The organism is Bradyrhizobium paxllaeri (assembly GCF_001693515.2).
GTDB lineage: Bacteria > Pseudomonadota > Alphaproteobacteria > Rhizobiales > Xanthobacteraceae > Bradyrhizobium > Bradyrhizobium paxllaeri.
Genome location: NZ_CP042968.1, coordinates 5,818,993 through 5,839,046, shown reverse-complemented (window position 1 = coordinate 5,839,046; position 20,054 = coordinate 5,818,993). Strand labels below are relative to the sequence as shown.

The window sequence follows — 20,054 nt, the reverse complement described above, 5'->3', positions numbered from 1 at the left end:
CGGGATGCATGGCATGTCGGGGTTAGCGCGATAACGACCGCAAATCGGCTCGCGCTCTCGCAGCGAGGGGGTCGTCGGGGTGCCTTGCGATGAAGAGCTCCAGCGACTGAACCGTGTTCAGTCGCCGCGCTATTTGATATTCTTCCTCCACCGCCAGCTTTGGATCGCGTGCGGGCGGCATGGTCCTTGCGGGAGCCGTGTCAGGCCTTGCATCCGAAGCGATGGCTTTGGCCATGGACAAATGACCTTTTCGAAGTAACCGATCCGAATCCGGCAGGAGGACTGCCACGGTCAGTAAAGAGATCGTAAATGCTAAAGAAGCGGTAAACAACCCTGGCGCAGCGCTAACGCGGAACAGTCTTCGCATGGTTGAACCCACGGTGTATTCTGGACATTTCCGATCACCGGAACCCACCCAAACAGTTTTAGCATCGCATTGTAACTTGATCGAAACCTGAATCGCCTGGAAATGAAGGCCGCCCGAATCAGGTAAAGCAGGAATTTCCCGGAGATACACTTGGCAACGGCTGCAGGGGTTACCCAAACCAACAATCCGGAAATTGATGGTCTGCTGCGCGGCACGAAATGGTCCGGCACGATCTCCTATAGCTTCCCGGATTCCCCGAGCGATTACTCTGCCAGCTATTTTGGCAATGGCGAGCCGACCACCTCAGGTTTTTCGTCGGCGCCGGCTGCGATGCAGCAAGCCATCCATTACGCCATTTCGCTGATTGCCGGCTACACCAATGCCAGCTTTCAGTACGCAGGAACGAACGGAGCGGATATCGCGATCGCCCAGTCGCCTGCCGCCAATCCGACGTCCTACGCCTATTACCCCGCTAATGTGCCGGCCGGTGGCGATGTCTGGTTCGGAACCGCATATAATTACTCGCTTGCTGCGCTAGGAAATTACTATTTCGCTACCGCGCTGCATGAGCTCGGCCACGCTCTGGGCCTCAAGCACAGCCAGGAAACCGGCGGTGTCGCCAATGTCGCGGTGCCCGCGGCACACGACAATTCCGAATATACCGTCATGAGCTATCGCAGCTATGCCGGTGCGCCGCTCACGGGATACACAGCCGAATCCTACGGTTTCTCGCAGACCTACATGGCCAACGATATCCTGGCCCTGCAGACGCTTTACGGCGCGAACTACTCGACCCATAGCGAGAACACCGTCTACTCCTGGAGCCCGGCGACGGGGCAGGCGTTCATCAATGGCGTTGCGCAGCTCGCGCCGGGCAATGGTGTCGGAGGTTCGGCGAACCGTGTATTCGAGACAGTCTGGGACGGTAACGGCGTCGATACCTATGACCTGTCGAACTACACGACGGCCGTAACGATCAATCTCAATCCCGGCGCATCCTCGATCACGTCGAGCACGCAGCTTGCCTATCTCGGAAACGGCCACTATGCGGCCGGGAATATCTACAACGCCTATTTGTTCAACGGCGACGCGCGATCCTATATCGACAATGCCATTGGTGGTTCGGGAAATGACGCCGTCACCGGCAATGCGATCGCCAATACGTTGAATGGCGGCGGCGGCAACGATACGCTGATCGGCGGCGCCGGAAACGACAGGCTGATCGGGGGCTCCGGCGTCGACAACCTGACCGGCGGCGCCGACGCCGACACGTTCGTATTCCTGTTCGGCGATAGCTCGGCCACGAGCGGTCAGCATGACCGCATCACCGATTTCGCTTCCGGCACGGACCACGTCGACCTCAGCGGGTACGACGCGATCAGCAGCACTGGCAGCTACGATCAGTTCAGGTTCATCGCGACCGCCGGCTTCAGCGGTGCGGCCGGCGAACTCAATTATTTCTACAACAGCTCGACCGGCCTCACGACGCTGCAGGGCGATACCAACGGCAACGGCGTCGCCGATTTCGCGATCGATTTCACCGGCAACGTTGCAATAAGCTTGGCCGATGTGGTGGGGGCTTACTCCGTGCCCATCGTGATCGAGGCGATGGGCGCGACGACGCTGACCCAGTCCGGTGCCAATTTCTATCTTTATGCCAACGGCACCTCGTCCGGCCCGACGCTGAAATATGGTGGCGCCGCGATCGTTGTGGGGCAGTTCGATCCTTATGTGCCTATTGCTGCGGAGCAGACGGCAAACGGATATGAGGTTGCCTGGAGAGTGCTGGGTTCGAATCAATATGGGGTTTGGTACACGGACAGCAACGGCAACTACATCTCGAATACCGGAGTTATCTCGGGAGCCGAACTCTCGTCCTTTGAGAACAGTTTCGATCAGGATTTGAACGGGGACGGGAGGATCGGCGTGCCTCCTCCGATCGTAATCGAAGCATTTGGATCGACCGACCTCACGCAGATCGGGAATCAATTTTATCTCTACAACAACGGATCGGGGCCTACGCTGAAATATGCGGGTGCTGCCGTGGTTGCCGGTCAGTTTGGCGCATATGTGCCGATCGGAGCGGAGCAGATAGCTACTGGATACCAAATTGCCTGGAAAGTCAGCGGTACCGACAGCTATGGAATTTGGAATGTAGATAACGCCGGCAACTATATTTCAAACAGCGGAGTTCTCTCCGGGACCAGCGCTACGCTTAAATCATCTGAGACCAGTTTCGTCCAAGATCTCAACGGCGATGGGGTAGTTGGCTCTATTCCCACGATCATTGAAGCGAATGGAGCGACCAGCCTAACTCAGGTTGGGAGCAATTTTTATCTTTATAATGGCGGTTCGGGTCCATCACTGAAATACGCTGGCGCTGCCGTAGTAACGGGCCAGTTCGGAGCGTTTGTACCAATCGGCGCAGAGCAGTCCGCTACCGGGTATGAAATTGCCTGGAAGGTCACAGGTGCTGATCAATATGGAATTTGGTACACGGACAGCAACGGTAATTACCTTGGAAATAGCGGCGTTATGGCGGGCGCCAGTGCTTCGCTGCAGTCGAGTGAAACCAGCTTCCAACAGGATCTGAATGGCGATGGCGTGATAGGCATGCCGCCTTCCGCAGCAACAACAATCGAATCTTCAGGTGCGACAGACCTGGTCCATATTGGAAACAATTTCTATCTTGATATCGGGGGATCGCAGGTTTCGCTGAAGTATGCTGGTTCGGAAGTCGTCGCCGGTCAGTTTGGCACCTTCGAACCGATCGGTGCGGAGCAGACGGCAACTGGATACGAAATCGCTTGGAGGGACCAAGCCTCAGATCAGTATGGGTTATGGTATACAGATAACAACGGCAACTACATCTCCAATTCCGGGGTGATGTCGGGAACCAGCACGTCCTTGGCGTCGACAGAAGTCAGGTTTCATCAAGACCTCAATGGGGATGGGACGATTGGGCCTCTCTCAGAGGCGATCGCAGCAAACGGTGGGATCGGCTTGATTCCAGGTGTTTCGTCGCAGGCGCTTCCACTCACCATCGATAGCAAAGAACAATTCGCATTCCGCGCAGGCATCGAGGCGGGATCTGCGGCGTATATTGATGGCGCGAATCTAATTCCGAATGGATTTGCGCCATTTATCGACGAGCAGTTGAAGGCTCTCTTGGACGAGATACAAAACGGACATTTGGAATGGCCGCGAGCGCAAACAAACGGCGAGCATGATACTGCGGTCAATGTCGTCGATCAGGATAATGCAATTTTGGCGAACCTGAGCGCGTTTCACTTCCTCTAGGTCAGCGAAGGGAGCGGGGGGCTGCTCGGCACCATCTATGAACGTGGCAGCTCCAACAACGCATCAGGATCGGTCTTGGACCAGCAAAAGGCGTCGTTGCATTGGGCAGTCGCAAGGTTATGAACGTCGCCTTGGAAACTGATGCTTGTGTCATATATGAATGTCAGCCGCGGCTTCAGTTTGATCAGTGCTAGAGTCGCTCCAATACGACCATCATACGAAATGCAATGTGTTTTCTTACAACTTCGGGCACTCGTTCTTCGAAGGCCAGCATCGAGCGAACTAAATATGCCGGCATGAGGGACCAGGGCTGAAATCCTCCGCTCAAAGGATAAGCGAACAGGCTTAGCCACGTTACGCTCCTCACCGCGAGGGAGGGAATCGCTTCTTCGACCCGTGTGCGAGCCGCTACAGTTGCAAACAACAACGTCGGGACAGCCTGATTAGCGTCGAACGGATCGCGATCGGAATTGATCGCCACTTCAGCAAAAGGATCGGTGGTCATATCCACCGGCTCCTCATGAAAACGCTCATAGAACGGGCGCGCCAGAGTTGTCATCGCCGGTTCGATCATCGCGAGACGTCCGCCGGGTTTCAGCACGCGCGAAGCTTCCTTTAGGAATTCGACCGGGCGTTCCAGATGATGCAGCACGTCTAACATCACCACACCCGAAAAGAAATCATCCGCGAACGGCAGCCGATGCGCATCCGCAACGACGTCGATCCCCGGAAACGAAAGGATGTCAGTGGAAATCACGTCAGGCCTGAAATTCTTGACATGAGCGGTTCCACCACCAATGTCAAGAATGCGGCCTTCAGGACAGGCTCGAAGCAGTCTTTCGTGGAAATCCCTGTAGATCAAACGGACTGAGGGCTTCCTTTCCCACGCGCCCCGATGAACAATCTGACGCTGGTCCAAGCCGGCTAGGTCGTCTGTCATGACACAATCAGACGGCTTTGAGCTTGCGATACGCGAACCACACCATTTTCAACAGCAGCCAGCCGTCTCGAAAACGCGAGATCTGAGTCTCACCGAAGGTGCGTGCTCTATAATGGACTGGCGTTTCGACTATTTTAAGGTTCTGCTTCGCCGCACCAAAGATCAAGTCGAAGTCACCGAACGGATCGAAGTCGCCGAAATAGTTGCGCTCCCTCGCCAGCACCTCGTAATCCTTTCGCATCAGCGCCTTGGTGCCGCACAGCGTGTCCGTCAACCGGGTACTGACGAGATAACTGAATAAATACGCGAAGAACCTGTTAGCGATGAGGTTGAGGGGACGCATCGCCTCCTCCTCCATCGGGTATATCAGGCGGGTTCCGTTGACGAACTCCGCCTTTCCGGTCTCTATTACCGCGTGATACTTTGGGAGCGCTTCTGGCGGCATGGTCAGGTCGGCATCCAAAATCATCAGGACGTCACCGGTCGCCGCTGCAAAGCCCTTTCGCACGGCGTCTCCCTTGCCCCTCCCGTCCTGCTTCAGCACCTTGATGTTCCAGGTGTCCTTATAGGCATCACGAACCCTTTCGCATTCCGCGAACGTATTGTCGCTGGAATTGCCTTCGACGAACAGTATCTCTTGCCGTGCACCAAACTTCGGCATCCGTAGAATGGCGTTCTCGATATTGCCCGTCTCATTGCGGCAGGGAATGACGATGCTTACCGAAAAATTCCGGTCAGGAAACCGCCGCACCGGTCGACCGATGATGTAGGTCCGCAAGCACAGATGCCGTATCCCAGGCAATGGGGCGATGAAGCGGTTGACGAATCGACCCAATCCGAAAAGATGCCGCGGCAATAGTTGCCGCTGCTCCTGCCTGACCACTTCAAAATCCGCCAGGTCCATCAAGTTTAGAAAATCGGCAGTCGCGATGTAGTTGATCTTTGGCTGCCGGCTCTTCAGCCTCAGCAATTCGCCAAGCTTTAATATTGGCTCCCATAGGTGAGAGTAGTAAGAGATAATAATACGCGTAGAAGGTGCACTCAGGTGATGCGCCATCCTCAGTGTGTCGTCGATGTTTTCGAACATTCCGATTGTATCGGCGACTACGATATAATCGAAAGGACCTTCGATCGAAGCCAGCGTCGCCTGCTCTTCTGCGTCACCCAGAATAAATTGCAGATGCGGATGCATCGCTTTGGCTTTTGCGACCATCGAACTGCTGAAGTCAACGCCAACGCCATAAGAGGGCTGCAAGGCAGCGAGCAAGTCCCCACGACCGCAGCCCAACTCAAGTACTCGCTTTCCCGGGGGAACCAGAAACTGCATGAATTTATGATCTGAGTCGTAATACGCACGATTTATACGGCGCCAGCGATCCTGCTCATCGATATGGGCCTCAACGTGCTCGAGCAGCTCCTGCTTGCGCGCATTCTTGAACGAGGGAAGGACAGAATGGACGGTTCTCTCTAAAATCATTACAACCTCGGTACCGGAACCCAGATCTTGTCGACCTGGCGAGCGCTTCGACAGTACAGCGTGAATTTAGCGATGTGACGGTTGATTGTTAACATGCCGGAGGCGAAGGTGGATCCAAAATATTCAGAAATGGCGCGAGCTGCCCACCAGGCGGTTGACAAGGAGTTTCTTGCAGGTTTGAAAGAGAAGCGGCCGGCGGCGATCTTCGTGGCCACGGCCGCTATTTGGCTGCAACTGATTTTGGCTTGGGCTTTGGCACTTCTAGGGCCGCTTTGGTTAGTCTTCATTCCCTTTCTTGTATCGTGCGCGCTCGCGCAAGCCATGCTGCTTTGGGTGCACGAAGCTTCTCACTTTTCCCTATTTGACGATCGTCGTGTCAACGATATCTGGAGTGACGTTTTTTTTGCAGGGCCGATCGGGATTACTGTGGCCGCCTATCGCGAGCGTCATTCATCACATCACGCGCATCTCGGGACGGACCTCGACCAGGACGGCTACCCCTACCACATCGACGTACGGGGCAGACGGGCGTTGATGGCGGCCATGGGCCGGACACTCATTGGGTTGACAGGTCTTTGGTTGGCAAGGACCAAGTACATCGGCAGGCGCTCGGAGTCTGTGCCGCCGGTTTCGCCGCGATGGGTCGGTCCATTGATAACGGTCGTATTCAATTTAACCCTGGTGTCGCTATGCGTACTCTCCGGTCGCTGGTACCTTTACGCGGTGCTTTGGGTGTATCCGATCGTTGCGGTCGCGGTCGCCCTTAACATCGTGCGTTCGGTCGCTGAGCATCAGCCCGAAGATTTCCCCCAATTTCGCGACGGTGTAGAGGCGGCGATGCGACCCGTCGTGCGCACCACGGTGCCCGGCCGGTTTGAGAAGTGGATGCTGTATCAGGCGAACTTCAACTATCACGTCGAGCATCACCTTTTTCCAACCGTACCTCGACATAACCTCGGAAAACTGCATCTCCACCTCGTCGCGAACGGTTTCTACCGGCAGTTCCCTAGTTCGCTGCAGAGCAGCGGTTTTCTGAAGTTCCTGCAGCTAGCGCGAAACAAGCAGCATGACGATTTCTCGGGTGCAATTGAAGATGCAATGCGACTCTAAGCCCGTGGGGCAAGGCTCCGAACGCACTCTCGAAACCCGACCGACAACATGTTCCTGTTGCGGGTTCGATACTTCGCGCGAGATCGCGTGCGGACGTGACTACATCTATCAGGCAAGCGACGTATATCTTTCACTCGTCACCTGCGAGCGTTGCGAGCACATATACCTGAACCCGCAGCCGACAATCAGTTCGCTGCCAGTGATGTACCCAAGCAATTACGGGACTTTCTCCTCCAAATTTCGCAGCGGATACAACCTGCTGGCGGTCATTAAGAACACGGTGAACTTCAGGCGATTCAAGACGGTCGCCGGCGTGCTTGCGAAAGGCATGCGGATACTGGATGTCGGATGCGGCAACGGTGAATTATTGCGGGCCTTGGCAACCGTTCGGCCGGACCTCGAGCTTTATGGTCTGGATTGGCATTTTCCGGCAGCCACCCGGGAAGAATTGGAGGCCGCCGGCATTCATCTTGTGGAGGGCACGCTCGAGGACGCAGCCCTGCCTGAGAACTTCTTCGATCGGATACTGATGTATCAACTGGTCGAGCATCTTTGGGAGCCAAGGATAGGACTAGCCAAGCTCGCTACCACTTTAAAGCCCGGCGGCGTTATTGCCATCGAAACGCCCGACACTGACGGGTACGATCGAAATTTGTTCCTGAATGGCACTTGGGGCGGGTATTACGTCCCGCGCCATCTCAACCTCTACAACTTCAAACGGCTCGCGAGGCTGCTTAAAGAAGCAGGCTTTGAAGTTGTGCATCAGAAAAGCTTACCGGCTCCCGTGATTTGGTGCTACTCCTTGCAAGCCGCTCTGCAAGAGCGTTTCGGTCCGAGGACTTGGACCGCGCGACTGTTCGATCTTCAAAACATCGTGGCTCTTGCTGGCTTCACGCTGCTGGATATGGCGGCGATCGGAATTGGCTTGAAAAGCTCTAATCAGCAGACGGTTGCACGTAAGCCAGTGTCGGACTGACCCCACGATGTGGCGCACTTTCTTCAATAGGAGCGAGCGCGTTTGGTGCGTTATTCTGCTGCTTTTTTCGAGCGCCGCCCATGCTTATTCAATGTTGGTTACCGGCGCGAAATATTGGATCGATTCGATCGCCTATTTTCAGCTCGGGATGGCTCTGTTCGATGTTGACCAACTTAGCCAACTGTATGGTTCCCAGTTTGGCTTCCTGTATCAGCACTTCACTCCTGGACTGCCGCTTCTGATTCACGCGTTGGAGTCAATCTTTCAGGAACGGCTGTGGCCGGCGTTGGCCATTCTGCAGGGGGCATTCAGCGCGTCAGCCGTCACTTATTTTGTTCTGGCTTTCAAGGACAAGCTCAGCCGGCCGGCGCAGTTGGTCGCTGTTATCCTCTGTGGCCTTCATCCCTATTTTGCCTCGTTTCACAATGCTGCGATGACGGAATCCTTTTCTGCATCGATCTTGCTGGTGTCGCTTGGAGTGGCTCTCCGTTCACTAGACGGGCGCTTCTCCCTGAGCCGTTCCGTGCTCGTGCTGCTGCTGCTGTCGATCCTTGCCGCGCAATTCCGGCCCTATCTGGGAGTCGTCGGAGGTCTCCTTGCCGCATTAGTTGTGTACTGGCGAGGGAAGCCATGGCGCTTTCCTCTGTATGCGGTCACGGCGCTGGCTTTGGCCGCTGGAACACTGGCCTTTCCGCTTTACCGAGCCGCACTGGGACTAGGCTTCTTCCTGCCAAACACGAGTGCGCTGCTTCTCACACATACATCATATGTCGCATGGAACCTCGACAAGGATACGGCGCACGCACTGAAAGAAGTCGTTCTAAGCGCCGAGATCCGCACGCGGCTGATTGGAAATCAACCAGTCAACTATGATGACGCGAAGCGCATTTATGATGACTTGATTGGAGCGGGCCTTTCTTCCGATCAGGCCAGGCAAAAAATTGCATCCGCTGCCTGGCGCATCCGGACGTCTTCTATGTGGATCATGGAGCGGCAACTCCAGCTTCCGCTTGCGTCGATCGGGTTTCAGATTGCTCCCATGTGCTGCCAACCAAGCCGGCAACTTACACGTGAGCTAACCGGCTCGGCGATGCTCAGCCACATTCGACGTTATTTCCTCTGGAATTCCGGCGTGGACGACGGGAACTATACGGAGCTGTTCGACAGGTTCTCGGAAATCACGAGGGCGACGCATGTCTTCACCGACGCAGCGGATAATTTCTATGTTTCCAGAATTCGTCCTTATGTGACCGACTCGCTAAAGTCATTCCGCGATCCCCTGCATCTTACGCTTCTCGTTAGCGATCCGCTGATCATCGTGAGCTGGCTTGGCTTGTTGCTTTGCTTCCGGCGTGGACAACGGATTGGTCTCCTGGCTTTGGCCGCTCCTTTTGCAGTCATCTATGTCGCGGCGTTTTATGCCCACATCTTTGGCGACAATCGGCACGCCCACCCGTTGATTCCAATAGTCATCGTCGGCTTCGTAAAGGTGGCGGATGAGTTTTTCGCGAACCGCTGGTGGAGGCTCCGCGGACTTCTTCGGGCTTCGAAGAATCCGTCGGCGAGTGTCTCTTAGCTGGTAGCTTGGTTTTCAGGCGGCGATGGCAATCGCATTGATGCCTGCACCATTGGCTATCATCCCCTCCAGCTCCCTGGCCGATGATGGAAGTGGCCTTTGAGTGCGCTCATCATAAAATGCGTATCCGTTGGGAACGAAGAACGAAAGTAGTTCTTCCAACGATGTGTTGCGTTCTTCCAGCACGTAGGGGGCTAGCTCCATGACAAAGGTCGGTCGCATGTTGCGGAGCATTGAAGTTGCGCCGCGAAGCACGTCGCATTCGAACCCATCTACATCAAGCTTTACCAGTTGTACCTTGCGATCGGCCCGCTCGCTCAGGATACTATCGAGGCTACGTGCTCGCGCCGCTTGAGTGTGCATTTCGCGGCCAAGATGCTTCGCATGCAGCCCAGCTTGCCAGGCGAGAGGCCAGCTCGAATAGATGGCCTCCGGAACGTTTGCTCCATCGCCGGCGGTGAGAAAGCAATGGTGGGCTTCCACGCGATTCGCCAGCAACGGATTCAGGTCCAAGTTGCGACTGAGCTTTTTGAAGGCAAAATCAGTCGGCTCGAAAGCCATCACGCGGCCGTCTGCTCCAACGAGTTGGGCTAGGTGGAGGGTGTGCGCTCCAATGTTCGCTCCAATATCGAGCACTAGAGTGCCGGGAGAAACCAATTTACGCAGCGCTGCCTTTGTCTGACGCTCATAGAAATTGCCGAGAAAGATTGCAAAATCGATACCCTGGGAAAGATCCAGATCGTAAGTGACGCCATCCCGGCGAACAATCTCATGGTCGGTTCGGCCAAAAAGCATCCGTCCCGCATGGATGACGTGATAGATTGCACGTGCAGCAGCAATCTTGTGGGTTGTTTTCATGGCGAAGCCCAGGCAAATGAACGAAGAGTACTCCTAATCGATAGCGCATTCGCTGTAAATTCGGGGCATCCGCAGGCCAGTGGGAAGATTGAGAATACGGGAGTCGACTTCGATGCTTCGAAGCTTCATGAGAAATGCCGCGGTTGCGTCATATGGACTAGTCACGAAGCTCGGAATTCATCGAATACCCTTCGCTGATCGGATCTTCCTTGCGCTTTATCGTGTCTACAAGCAGTATTTGGAGGCCGGTCCAATCGACCGACTCAAGGAATTTGTTCCAAGCGGATCTTTGGTCATCGATGTGGGAGCAAACGTCGGCTTTTTTTCGCTCCGGTTCGCAAAATGGGTAGGAAATGAGGGGAAGGTCATATCGATCGAACCCGAGGATCGAAATTACGACCACTTGATTTCTGCGCTGAGGCGGGAAGATCTCTTGGACCGGGTTGATAGCCTGAAGGCGGTTGCCGCCGACGCGCAAGGTAAAATGTTTCTCGAGATTAATCCGCTTCACCCCGCAGATCACAAGCTCTCCCGTGATGGCACCGGTTTGGCTGTGAATGCCGTGACGCTGGACGAACTGGTCCAGGACGCACGGCATCTGCGGCCGGCGCTCGTGAAAATCGATGTTCAAGGCGCAGAGATGTTGGTGCTCAAGGGAGCGACCAACATTCTCAAAAGCGCCGCGCCGGCTCTTTTCATTGAGCTTCACGAAGAGGGATTATGCGAGTTTGGGACTTCTGTATCGGCAGTTCTAAATCATCTTTCAGAATACGGATATCAACCTTACCAGCTAATGAATGCAGAGGCGCACAGAAGAACAAGCGCAACAGAAATTCATGCGAGAATTGCTCAGATTGGATACATCGATGTCCTGTTTCTCTCCGAACCCGATGCGGTCCTAAATGTTTAGCTGAATTGTCGCCGCATAGCTAAGTATGACGGCATCGGGACTGCAGCGCGGGCCCTGCCCTATGTAAGAGCGCACTCATTAGCATGCGTCGGCAGAGCTGACCAGAACCCCAGAATCTCCTCCAAAAATTGGGAGAGTCTATCACCTCGGAGAGAGGTTGGAATGAAGCCGAGCCGGCAGCTCATCGCTGAACCAGAAACGCCCTTCACATGGATCAGACACGCTGGTCGCAAACCGAGCAAGACCGCGTTGCCCGATGCCTGAGAGCCCAAGGCTACAGCCGGGTGCAAGTGCGATGTGGTGACAAGCGCGTCCGTCTCGCGGTACCGGAAAGCAGTGACGGCCGGTGACACCGAGGAGAATAACGAGAACGTCACACCCCTCAAACTGGTGACCACCAGTTGAACGACAAAGACCGGTGACATGAGAAACCCTCGCGGCATCGGGATTGTCAGCCCGGGCGGTTTCTTGGCTTGACCGATACCAGATAGCCTTGTTTCGTTACAGAGGTCAAAATGGACGGAAAGTGGATTTCTTACCTTCGCGTCTATGATTTGGTAGCGGCACCTTGGATCCCGTCGTAATTGGCTATCAACCCGAAGACGGCCGATGGTTCACCGGCGACGTAGAGATACGCCCGGTCTACATCTGTGCCATTCCAGCGTTCGATGCCGATGGCGCCGAGGGAGGCACTGCATGAGTGGGCTACGCTGCGCAGTTCTCGCTTTCGCCCTGATTGCCGGGTTTGGCTCGGCTTTCGCCCAAGCTCCGCCGCCCGTTCCAGCGCTTCCCGACACCGAGCGGCGAACCTCCTACATCATCACCAATTCGGTCAGCGCGACGGCCGATGCGCCCGCGCTCTACGTCCGACCGCACGACTACGGTGCTTTTTGCGATGGCGTGACGAACGACGCCGCGGCCCTGCAGAACATGCTCAATGACGCTGAGGGCAAGACGATCTTCATGCCAGCCGGCACCTGCCTGACGAAATCGACGCTTACGATGCCGTCGAACACGACGATCACGGGCGCGGGCAGGGAAGTGTCGATACTCAAGAGCACGGCAAATCCGGCACTTTCGGCTGCGAACCAGTCGAACATCTCGCTCAGCCATTTCCAGATACTCGGTACGGATTCCGTGACCTCATGGACCTCTTCATCCTACGGTCCAGTGAGGATCGTGCAGGATGGATCGGCTGTTGCGGCTGGCACTAATTACAATATCCAGAACATGAAGTTCGCGGGTTTCAACACGACCTATTGGATTTATTTTTCGGCCGTCGGATCGACGTTCCCACTTCGCAATATTACGTTTGCCAATAATTATATCCTAAGCGTATCGGCCGACATTCCGACCGATGAAAACCCCGCCAAAAACAACAATTTCGGGCTGACGATCTATAGCGGCAATGCTGGCCACGGCCGCATCGAGAACACGTTGGTGAAGGATAACCGCGCCGACTCGACGGGAATGTGCTTCCCGCTCGTGCTATTTTCCAACCACTACAAATTCCAGATCACAGGCAATCTGGTGCTCAACCCTGGCAACACGACGCCGGGTCATTGCTCGAACGCCGGAGGAACGGCGAGCAATTCCTATGGAATTTTGGTCTACGACATCAATGGCGACAACAATCCGCCTTCCGATGGGATTGTCTCATCGAACACCGTGATTGCTCCGACCTCGGCCGGCATCTACATGGTGGGGACCGGCAGCAGTAACAGCATCGTTTCTAACAATCTCATCGATGGACAGACGTCTCAGGACGATACGACCCTGCCGAGGGGTGGGATCGCGATCAATGGGCTGACGGACATCAACGCTTATGGAAACCGGATCGTCAACAGCTTCGGCGGCGTTGCCGCAGTGAGCCAGTCTCGCGGCACGATTCATATCAGCGGAAACACCTGCTCGACAGGCGTCGGCGCGGGCACCTCAACCCCGTTCTGCGTAAAAGTTGGCGCAGCCAATGGCTCCAGCAATACCTCAAAGCACGTCGTCAAGCAGAATTATCTCGAAACTCTTGCCTCTTCGACCACCACCATCCGTAGCGTCTCGGCAACAGGTGCCCGATTCGGCGACGTCGACATTTCGTTTAACACGATCATGGGTGGCTTTAATGGACTGGACTTTTCAAGCCAGTTCGCTTCGGGATCAGTCATCATCAGTGGCAATAAATTTGGCGGTGTCGCCAGCAGCTTCATGATGTCGGTGGCCGGCAACACAGGATCGGCAATCGCCATTACGAATAACGTATTCGATTCCATCGCGGGCGTCTCGGGGAATGCTCTCGTCGCTGGCTCCGCGACGATCCACACAGCCGGCAACAAATTCATTAACCGAACTTCGGGCGCTGTCGCGATGTTCACGGCTGTCGGTGCCTGCGGAACGATCACCGGCACGCAGTTCAACAAGGTTGTGCAGGCGGCCCAAGTCGCGGCGACAAGCCTCGGGACAGCAAATCCATCCGGCTGCACACTGAACTACTTGGATCGGGTGCAGAACCTGACCCCCACCGAAATTGGGCCTCGCGGCTCAAAATACAAGGTTGACCATTGGTGGCATGCGTCGACGTCGCCCGGCATGACCCACCTCGAGGCGAGGATGCTGACCGGCAACTGAAGTTGGTGCCGTCACGACTCCGCGGGGTCCGCATTTGCGAACACCCTGAGGTCGTCGGGGTCTCCAACCTGCTTGCTCGTATTGGACGTAGATCAGCACGGTCGCTGGTCCCCTCGTCGGATAGAGGCGGCCAGCTAATAGCGTCCGCAAGCGACGAGCGCTTCCCGCCGTCGCATGCAGATGCCGTATTTACGCGTCGCCGAACCGTATTCGCGCGCGCATTCGCTACGCCACATATCGCAGTCCGCAGTCTCTGGCGGGGGATATCCGGCATAGCCCGCTGGGTCTTGGCAATCATACACTGCTCGGCGCTGGTTCATGCATACATACCAGCGCTCGGTCTGCCCATGAAGCTTTGTACATTCTTGCTCCCAGCGATCGCAGCTTTGCCCTGGATACTGCATAGCAGGCGGCGCTGCCGCTGCGCCTTGCTCGAATGCGATAATCACAAAGGCAAATAACAAGTAAATTCCGATCAGAATGCGCGGGGTCATCGGTCCCTCGCCAGCTTGCGCGGCTGTTCTGCATTAAAGAGCGCGCTTCTAGAATCGCTTGTTGGAGCATTCAAGAGATGGCGCGCTGGCTAAAAATAGTTCTTATCATTTCCGGCATCTTTGCCGGATGGGTGGCGCTTGGCGTCTTAACGTTTGATGACAACATCAGGGTTGTTTGCGAGCGATGAGCCAGACTTGCCGCGAGCCAACTCACTCATCGGTCGTCATCGCCAGCACGCCAGCAGTGGTGACTATGCAAAACACGGCAGCACCAAGAATGCGAGATAGCCATTTCCTGTCTGCCAATGGCGAGGCATAAGCCCCCGCCGCGGCGAACACGCCAAAGAGAACGAAGGTTTTCATGAATCTGTCCCCTCAAGCAGAATTCTGCCACAGCAACCTTAAACTTGGAAACCATCCTTTGATGACAGAAAATCGCGGCTCGCGGTTCCAAGTACAGACCAGTCCTTCACCGCAAGCCGGTATGCGACAGAGGCCGCCAGCTAAGGCGGCCTTACTCGTCCGTCACACCATGAGGCCCCAGACCGCTACCAGAAGCATGGCGTCGATGAGCAGGGCTGAAAGTAATTCGGTCCCCCACCGCTTCCTGTCCGCAACTTTTGTGGCAAGGCCCGCGGCTAGCACGATCGCGGAAATACCGAGGGTACGCATTTCTGGCACTCGAAAATTACCGGAAAATCTTCGAATGGAACCTAAGCCAAATTCTGTTGCGAATACGACGGTTCCCCGCCGGGAACTGACCAAAAAAATGGTCAGCCATATCGAGCGGCTGAACCGGCTTGTATGGTGGGGGAATCGAGGGTAAAACTCAACCAAGCGGTGCAGGGGGGACCCACCTCAATGAACACCAGAGATTGGCTCCGATTAGGCGTTTTTCTAACTTTGCCGTCGTTGGCCCTTAGCGCTGGTACCCTGATCGTCGTCGGTGGCGTTCTCGCCGAGACGAGATCTCAGGTGATCGTCGAGCGCCAGCGAATCGACCAGCTCACAGAATTGATGACTGCCACATCCCGAATGATGCGAGCGTCGCAGGAAGAGCGAAATGTCGATCTCGTATCGCGGGTTTCCGCCGTGGCAGACGCAGTTTCCGCTCGCGTCGATGGTGCTGAAACCCGTCTCGATGAGCTCGCGCAGCGAGTAAAGGGTATTGAGACGAACCGAGCTCAATTGAAACGGACCGAGGTGAACGCAGCGTCACGGGCTCGTTAAATTGCCCTGTGCTCCAATCCTTCAACGCTTTCATGACAACAGCGCCCAATCTTGGCCTGTTAGGGAGCGAAAGCACCTGTAAAACCTTTTTTTCGCCTTGGTCAGGCTTGAGCCCGGGAACACCTCCTCCTTACCAATTTTGAGCGACCAGATGTCGTTGAAATAGTCGCCATTAGATCCGGCCAGCACCCACAATCGATCGTTGAAAACGATAGAGGAATGCGCCAATCGGGATGGCCATGGCTTTGCCGCCAAATAGGGATACCAGTCGCTGCCGTCGTCTGAATACCAGATGTCATTGGCGCCGCCGCGAGGCGTGTTTATGAAGCCTCCCATAATCCAGAGCAGTCCTTCGTAGGATGCAGCAGTTGCCCAGATACGGCCGGGCCACGCACCCTTGCTCGAATGTTCTTTCCATTTGACCCCGTCGAAGCTGGACCACACATCTCGGAAAAACTTCGGGTTCTTGCCCCAATGACCGCCTCCTATGACCCAAAGTCGGCCGTTGTGTGCTATCACCGAGTGAAACGCGCGTGGTTTCCATGGTGCATTGGCCGCTACCTCCACCCAGTCGACACCGTTTTCCGTTGACCAGACATCGCTCAACGCCGGCTGATCGCCTTCATTCCGAGGATGCTGCGTCCCTCCCAGCAACCACAGCTTTTCATTGTGCACAACTAGTGCTCCACCGCCGCGCGGTCCCCACGTGGGAGCCGCTGTGGCGAGGGTCCAACTGCGACCATCAACCGACGACCATATTTCGCCAATAGGAAGAAGTCGGCTCTCGTTTTCCACGAATCCGCCCATGCGCCACATGCGACCAGCGAAGGAGACGCTCATCGACTGTCCCGACGGCGTCCACGCGGCCCGATCAACTTCCTTGCGCCAGTCAACTCCATTGACGGAGCTCCAGCCATCACCAATATCCAACATTTGGTTTGGGGCCGATCCGCCTAACACCCAAAGGCTACCGTTGTGGACGAGCAGTGCAACTCCATCCCGCGGTGACCAAGGAGCTTTGTCCGTGAGTCGGGTCCAAGGCGGATCGGGAGTTGGCCGATATGTCAGCGCCCAGACCGCGCCGGCGACTGCGGCTCCTCCAATAATCGCGCGCCGGGTTGGAAAGGCTGAATCGCGGACACTTGCGGTGCTCGGTCGGCTGGTACTCATTTCATTCACTTCCATCTAAGTCACTGGAAAGATTTAAGAAATTTCATGTGACGTAAATGCTGGGATTGAGAACCAGTTCCCTTGCCTCGAAAGAATGTTAGCTGTTAGACAGCTGACAACTTAAGCGTCGAAGATACAGAAATGTGACCTACAGCTATGATCGAATTTCGCATGCCTGTGGTAGACAAACGCGCTAAACATTTGGTTTTTTTCCCATGATCAAGATCGCTCTGCTTGGGTGCGGACGCATCGCCAAGCGTCATTCGGATCTGCTCGGCGGCGGCCACATTAAGGGCGCTAAATTGGTCGGCGTCTGTGACGTGATTCGCGAAAGGGCAGATGCGATCGGTTCACAATATCATGTCCCGACGTACTACGATCTCGAACAACTGCTGGAGCGGCGAGATGTCGATGTCGTGTCTGTGCTTACCCCAAGTGGTTTACATCCGATTCATGCTATCGCAGTAGCGAAAGCCGGGAAACACGTGGTTGTTGAGAAGCCTATGGCATTGCGGCTGGAGGACGCCGACGCCATGATCGAGGCGTGCGATGCCGCTGGCGTCAAGCTGTTCGTTGTTAAGCAGAACCGATTCAATGTTCCGGTGGTAAAGGCTCGTGAAGCTCTCGATGCGGGCAGATTCGGGCGGTTAGTTTTAGGTACAGTCCGTGTTCGCTGGTGCCGAGACCAGTCGTACTACGACCAGGACGCTTGGCGCGGTACCTGGGCGTATGACGGCGGCGTCCTTGCAAATCAAGCCAGCCACCACATTGACATGCTCGAGTGGTTTTTCGGCGACGTTGTAAGTGTGCATGCGCGCGCAACTACAGCGCTGGTCAAAATCGAAGCCGAAGATACGGCGATTGCAACATTGAGATTTCGCAATGGCGCGCTAGGAATTATCGAAGCAACCACAGCCGTGCGACCAAAGGATCTAGAAGGCTCTCTCTCAATTCTGGGAGAAAATGGAGCGGTCGAAATCGCAGGATTCGCCGTTAATCAGATTCGGCATTGGCGTTTCGTAGGCGAGCTCGAGTCGGATAAGGAAATCGTTGAGAATTATTCGGTGAATCCCCCAAATGTCTATGGCTTTGGTCATCAAGCCTACTACGAGCACGTCGTTGATTGCTTGCAGAATCAAAGTCCCGCGCTTGTTGATGGGTTTCAAGGCCGGAAAAGCCTTGAATTGATATCGGCTCTGTACGAGTCGATCGAAACTGGCCGAGAGGTAGCATTGCGCTTTAGCCCTCAACTTTGCCGACTAGGGGCGGTGCCATGAACGCCTTGAGCGTCCAGCATGTCAGTGTGAAGGATGTAGCTTTCGGCGCGCGCGTGAAAATCGTCGAGCCTTGCAACCTCTACGGATGTGATATTGGTGACGATTGCTTTATCGGCCCGTTTACCGAAATTCAGAAAACTGCGCGCATTGGAGCAAGGACGCGTGTCCAGTCTCATGCCTTCATTTGTGAGATGGTCTCGATCGGCGAGGATTGCTTTGTCGGTCACGGCGTAATGTTCATCAACGATACGTTCTCCATAGGCGGTCCGGCGCGAGGTCAGAGAGAGATCTGGCGCTCCACCACCATAGGTAACCGCGTATCGATCGGCTCGAATGCTACGATTCTTCCAATTCGGATCTGCGACGATGTCGTAATCGGCGCTGGTGCCGTGGTGACGAAGAATATCACCGAGATCGGTACTTACGTCGGAAATCCCGCGCGAAGGCTCGTACGCAAATAGGTGGGTTTCACCTGCAAATCTAGTGATGGATCTCGCTGATGTCTGTACCTTACGCGGACCTTCATCTTCAGTATCAGACTATCAAGGCTGACATCGACGCTGCGATTGCGGCGGTTATTCGCGACAGCGCATTCATTCGCGGTACTTATGTTGACGCGTTTGAGAGCGCATTTGCGGCCGCAATAGATGCGAAACATTGTGTTTCATGCGCCAACGGGACCGACGCTCTTTTTATCGCGATGGCAGCGTTGGGCGTTAAAGAGGGTGATGAAGTCATTACTACCGCGCACTCGTGGATAAGCACTTCGGCCATGATTACGCATGCCGGCGGCACCGTCGTTTTTTGTGATACGGACGCCAACACCTTCACAATCGATCCTGCAGCCGTTGAAAACGCCATCACGCCTCGAACGGTGGGAATCATTCCGGTCCATCTCTACGGGCAATCGGCTGATATGGACGCGATCATGGCTATCGCACAGAAGCACCAACTTTGGGTGATCGAGGATTGTGCTCAGGCCCACTTGGCCCGCTACAAGGATCAGCAGGTAGGCACATTCGGTAACGCAGCAACCTATTCCTTTTACCCGGGGAAGAATCTTGGGGCGATGGGAGATGCCGGTGCAGTCGTAACAAACGATGACGATCTCGCGATGCGCATGGCAATGTTGGGTCGACATGGCGGGCTGACAAAGCACCAGCACAAGATCGAAGGTATCAATAGTCGCCTTGACGGACTACAGGCAGCGATTTTGTCTGCCAAACTTCCTCATCTTCAGCAATGGACGCGGGCACGTCAGAAAGCTGCTGCCGTCTACAACGCGGGACTTAATCAGGTGAAGGACCTTGAAATTCCCCACGTCGCTTTTGACCGTACCCACGTCTATCACCTTTATACCATCCAGCACCCTCATCGTGACGAGTTAGCTAAGTATCTGAGCGCGAATGGTGTGCAAACGGCGATCAACTATCCAATCGCGTTGCCGTTTCTTGAAGCTTACTCGCGCTTTGGTCATCGGCCAGAGCAGTTTCCAAATGCACATCGTCAGCAAAGCAACATTTTGTCGCTGCCGATGTTCGCGGAGATAACAGCAGATCAGCAAGAACTGGTCATCGATCTCATTCATCATGCCTTTGAGTAGCTAAAAGGACTCGCATTGAAAGGAGAAACGAAAAGCAGTCTGAGGCGGAGTCTTGTATCTTCAGGAATGGGTCCAGTGCTGTCCCAAGGGCTTGCGCTAGCAGCAGTACCGTTGCTATTTCGCCTGTACACACCTCAGGATTTT

General features: G+C 55.2%; 15 protein-coding genes. 9 read left to right on the top strand and 6 right to left on the bottom strand.

Annotation, left to right across the window (positions count from 1 at the left end):
• Nucleotides 1-517 precede the first annotated feature (517 nt).
• The gene (locus LMTR21_RS27860; RefSeq protein WP_084030772.1) at nt 518-3,667 is read left to right on the top strand and encodes a M10 family metallopeptidase C-terminal domain-containing protein; all 3,150 of its coding nucleotides are present in this window, start codon (nt 518-520) and stop codon (nt 3,665-3,667) included.
• 190 nt (nt 3,668-3,857) lie between these two features.
• On the opposite strand, the gene LMTR21_RS27855 is transcribed toward LMTR21_RS27860, so the two are convergent.
• Nucleotides 3,858-4,607, bottom strand: a complete 750-nt coding sequence (locus tag LMTR21_RS27855) for a class I SAM-dependent methyltransferase (protein WP_065754472.1) — start codon at nt 4,605-4,607, stop codon at nt 3,858-3,860.
• Nucleotides 4,608-4,614: 7 nt separating this feature from the next.
• Nucleotides 4,615-6,084 carry a glycosyltransferase gene (locus LMTR21_RS27850; protein WP_065754473.1) on the bottom strand — a complete coding sequence of 490 codons (1,470 nt, stop codon included), beginning with the start codon at nt 6,082-6,084 and terminating at the stop codon, nt 4,615-4,617.
• 93 nt (nt 6,085-6,177) lie between these two features.
• Here LMTR21_RS27850 and LMTR21_RS27845 point away from each other — a divergent pair, with 93 nt between their 5' ends.
• The 3 genes from LMTR21_RS27845 to LMTR21_RS27835 are packed head-to-tail and all read left to right on the top strand — an operon-like array spanning nt 6,178 to nt 9,746.
• On the top strand, nt 6,178-7,194 hold the full coding sequence (locus LMTR21_RS27845; protein ID WP_246174318.1) for a fatty acid desaturase family protein: 1,017 nt from the start codon (nt 6,178-6,180) through the stop codon (nt 7,192-7,194).
• Entirely contained in the window at nt 7,151-8,170 is a 1,020-nt protein-coding gene (locus LMTR21_RS27840) for a class I SAM-dependent methyltransferase (protein WP_246174312.1), read from the top strand. The genes LMTR21_RS27845 and LMTR21_RS27840 overlap by 44 nt, the downstream gene beginning before the upstream one ends.
• A 7-nt stretch (nt 8,171-8,177) precedes the next feature.
• Nucleotides 8,178-9,746, top strand: a complete 1,569-nt coding sequence (locus LMTR21_RS27835) for a hypothetical protein (RefSeq protein WP_141688425.1) — start codon at nt 8,178-8,180, stop codon at nt 9,744-9,746.
• A gap of 15 nt (nt 9,747-9,761) precedes the next feature.
• On the opposite strand, the gene LMTR21_RS27830 is transcribed toward LMTR21_RS27835, so the two are convergent.
• Nucleotides 9,762-10,604: an FkbM family methyltransferase gene (locus LMTR21_RS27830; RefSeq protein ID WP_065754476.1), complete on the bottom strand. Its 843-nt coding sequence runs from the start codon at nt 10,602-10,604 to the stop codon at nt 9,762-9,764.
• A gap of 112 nt (nt 10,605-10,716) precedes the next feature.
• Here LMTR21_RS27830 and LMTR21_RS27825 point away from each other — a divergent pair, with 112 nt between their 5' ends.
• Together LMTR21_RS27825 and LMTR21_RS27820 are read left to right on the top strand one after the other, a co-directional pair.
• Nucleotides 10,717-11,514: an FkbM family methyltransferase gene (locus LMTR21_RS27825; RefSeq protein ID WP_065754477.1), complete on the top strand. Its 798-nt coding sequence runs from the start codon at nt 10,717-10,719 to the stop codon at nt 11,512-11,514.
• 696 nt (nt 11,515-12,210) lie between these two features.
• Nucleotides 12,211-14,136: a glycosyl hydrolase family 28-related protein gene (locus tag LMTR21_RS27820; protein WP_065754479.1), complete on the top strand. Its 1,926-nt coding sequence runs from the start codon at nt 12,211-12,213 to the stop codon at nt 14,134-14,136.
• 134 nt (nt 14,137-14,270) lie between these two features.
• Here LMTR21_RS27820 and LMTR21_RS27815 read toward each other — a convergent pair whose 3' ends face one another.
• The 3 genes from LMTR21_RS27815 to LMTR21_RS27810 all read right to left on the bottom strand — a co-directional run bounded on the left by LMTR21_RS27815 (nt 14,271) and on the right by LMTR21_RS27810 (nt 16,700).
• On the bottom strand, nt 14,271-14,630 hold the full coding sequence (locus LMTR21_RS27815) for a hypothetical protein (RefSeq protein WP_141688426.1): 360 nt from the start codon (nt 14,628-14,630) through the stop codon (nt 14,271-14,273).
• 210 nt (nt 14,631-14,840) lie between these two features.
• Nucleotides 14,841-14,993: a hypothetical protein gene (locus LMTR21_RS40345; RefSeq protein WP_187399210.1), complete on the bottom strand. Its 153-nt coding sequence runs from the start codon at nt 14,991-14,993 to the stop codon at nt 14,841-14,843.
• An 897-nt stretch (nt 14,994-15,890) separates the two neighbouring features.
• A complete protein-coding gene (locus LMTR21_RS27810; protein WP_141688427.1) occupies nt 15,891-16,700 on the bottom strand; it encodes a Kelch repeat-containing protein in 810 nt (269 codons plus the stop codon).
• A 545-nt stretch (nt 16,701-17,245) separates the two neighbouring features.
• On the opposite strand from LMTR21_RS27810, the gene LMTR21_RS27805 reads away from it, so the two are divergent.
• From LMTR21_RS27805 to LMTR21_RS27795, 3 genes are read left to right on the top strand one after another with little or no spacing between them, the layout of a single operon-like run.
• Complete coding sequence (locus tag LMTR21_RS27805; RefSeq protein ID WP_065754482.1) at nt 17,246-18,307, top strand: Gfo/Idh/MocA family protein; 1,062 nt, start codon at nt 17,246-17,248, stop codon at nt 18,305-18,307.
• Nucleotides 18,304-18,768 carry an acyltransferase gene (locus tag LMTR21_RS27800; RefSeq protein WP_065754483.1) on the top strand — a complete coding sequence of 155 codons (465 nt, stop codon included), beginning with the start codon at nt 18,304-18,306 and terminating at the stop codon, nt 18,766-18,768. The genes LMTR21_RS27805 and LMTR21_RS27800 overlap by 4 nt, the downstream gene beginning before the upstream one ends.
• Nucleotides 18,769-18,806: 38 nt before the next feature.
• The gene (locus LMTR21_RS27795; RefSeq protein WP_065754484.1) at nt 18,807-19,910 is read left to right on the top strand and encodes a DegT/DnrJ/EryC1/StrS family aminotransferase; all 1,104 of its coding nucleotides are present in this window, start codon (nt 18,807-18,809) and stop codon (nt 19,908-19,910) included.
• The last annotated feature ends 144 nt before the right edge of the window (nt 19,911-20,054 follow it).